At 66.4% G+C, this 2,312-nt stretch carries 2 protein-coding genes; both read left to right on the forward strand.

What is annotated here, in order from left to right; all coding sequences use genetic code 11:
- The coding region (locus tag DBR22_RS20135) for an IclR family transcriptional regulator domain-containing protein (protein ID WP_308810246.1) at positions 1 to 381 on the forward strand (381 nt) is incomplete at its 5' end.
- Positions 382 to 625: 244 nt separating this feature from the next.
- On the forward strand, positions 626 to 2,312 hold a 1,687-nt coding region (locus DBR22_RS20140; protein ID WP_108600460.1), incomplete at its 3' end, for a urocanate hydratase.

Below are 2,312 nucleotides of genomic sequence, written 5' to 3' on the forward strand. Positions count from 1 at the left end.
CTCCCGAGCCATCTCACCGCCAGCGGCCGGGCAATCCTTGCCGCGCTGCCGAAGTCACAGGTCCGGGCGCTCTATCCGAATGCCGCGGCGTTCACTGCCCGGCATGAGGTGGAAGGCGCCATCATGAAGTACTCTGCCCTTTCCTCGCATCTCGACCAGGTCAGGCAGCGCGGCTACGCCACGGAGCACGGCGAGGTGACGCCCGGGTTTGGTTCCATCGCCGCCGCCGTCACGGACCACCTGGGATGGCCGACGGCGGCAGTCGCCGTGACCTTCCTGGAAGACAAATTGCCGGCGGACCAGTGGCCGATGCTCGCTGCCCGGGTGCAGAAGGTTGCGGACGAGCTCTCAGTCCGCATTCACGGACGCCCCGCCAAATAGCAATGACCCACAGTGACCCAATAGAACTGACCAGATAGCACTTGCCCGGCTGGGCAGTGCCAAACTGGCTGCCCAACTGGCTGCCGAACTGTCAGCCGAATTTGGTTTGCCCCACAGTCGGGCTACGTCAGGACCGCGTCTGTAATACCGGACAGCACCCCCCGCAATGCCCTGTTGCCGCCGCTGGCGAGGGGCTTTAGTTGATAGAGAACCTCTTACAGGCACAACAGGAGAAGGAGACACCATGGCACCCGCCGATTTCACCACCGGTGCCCGCCCGGTCAAAGCAGCCCGCGGCACCGAGCTCACCGCCAAGTCATGGCAGACCGAAGCGCCGCTGCGCATGCTCATGAACAACCTGGACCCGGAGGTCGCCGAACGCCCCGATGACCTCGTGGTCTATGGCGGCACCGGCCGGGCAGTCCGGTCCTGGGCCGCATTCGACGCCATCGCCCGCACCCTCGAAACCATGGAAAAGGACGAAACCCTGCTCGTCCAGTCCGGCAAGCCGGTGGGCGTTTTCCGTACCAACGAATGGGCACCACGCGTGCTGCTCGCAAACTCCAACCTCGTCGGCGACTGGGCCAACTGGCCGGAATTCCGCCGGCTCGAGGCCGAGGGCCTGATGATGTACGGCCAGATGACCGCCGGATCCTGGATCTACATCGGCACCCAGGGCATCCTGCAGGGTACTTTCGAAACCTTCGCCGCAATCGCCCGCAAACTCACCGGTGACGAGAACGGCACCCTCGCCGGTACCCTGACGCTCACCGGAGGTTGCGGAGGGATGGGCGGGGCGCAGCCGCTCGCTGTCACGCTGAATGACGGCGCCTGCCTGATTGTCGACGTCGACGAGACCCGCCTGCGCCGCCGCGCCGGCAAGCGCTACCTGGACGAAGTGGAAACCGATCTCGACGCCGCCATCGCCAAGGTGCTCAAAGCCAAAGAGGAGCGCCGCGGCTGGTCAGTCGGCTACGTCGGCAACGCTGCCGAGGTCTTCCCGGAGATCCTGCGCCGCCACAACGCCGGCGAGCTCACCGTGGACATCGTCACGGACCAGACCTCCGCCCACGATCCGCTGAGCTACCTCCCCGAAGGCATCTCGGTAGCGGAATGGCACCGTGAAGCCGAGGCCGATCCGGAGGGCTTCACCAAAAAGGCCCAGGCGTCGATGGCCAGGCACGTCCAGGCCATGGTGGAATTCCAGGACGCCGGAGCCGAGGTCTTCGACTACGGCAACTCCATCCGCGACGAAGCCCGCAAGGGCGGCTACAACCGCGCCTTCGAGTTCCCCGGCTTCGTCCCCGCCTACATCCGTCCGCTGTTCTGCGAAGGACTTGGCCCGTTCCGCTGGGTGGCGCTCTCCGGCGACCCCGAGGATATCGCCGTCACCGACGCCGCCATCAAGGAACTCTTCCCTGAGAACAAGCACCTGCACCGCTGGATCGATGCCGCCCAGGAACGGGTGGAGTTCGAGGGACTGCCGGCGCGGATCTGCTGGCTGGGCTATGGCGACCGCGCCAAGGCCGGCCTGCTGTTCAACCAGCTCGTCAAGGAGGGCAAGGTCAAGGCGCCCATCGTGATCGGCCGCGACCACCTCGACTCCGGCTCCGTCGCTTCCCCGTACCGCGAGACCGAAGCCATGGCGGACGGCTCCGACGCGATCGCCGACTGGCCGCTGCTCAACGCCCTGCTCAACACAGCTTCCGGGGCCACCTGGGTCTCCATCCACCACGGCGGTGGGGTGGGCATCGGCCGCTCCATCCACGCCGGGCAGGTATCTGTCGCCGACGGCACCGACCTCGCGGCACAGAAACTCGAGCGACTCCTCACCAACGACCCCGGCATGGGCGTCATCCGCCACGCCGACGCCGGTTACGACCGCGCCGTCGAGGTGGCCAAAGAACGCGGCGTCCGCATCCCCATGAAGG

Origin of the sequence: Arthrobacter sp. HMWF013 (genome assembly GCF_003061105.1) — a bacterium.
In the GTDB taxonomy this organism is placed as follows: domain Bacteria; phylum Actinomycetota; class Actinomycetes; order Actinomycetales; family Micrococcaceae; genus Arthrobacter.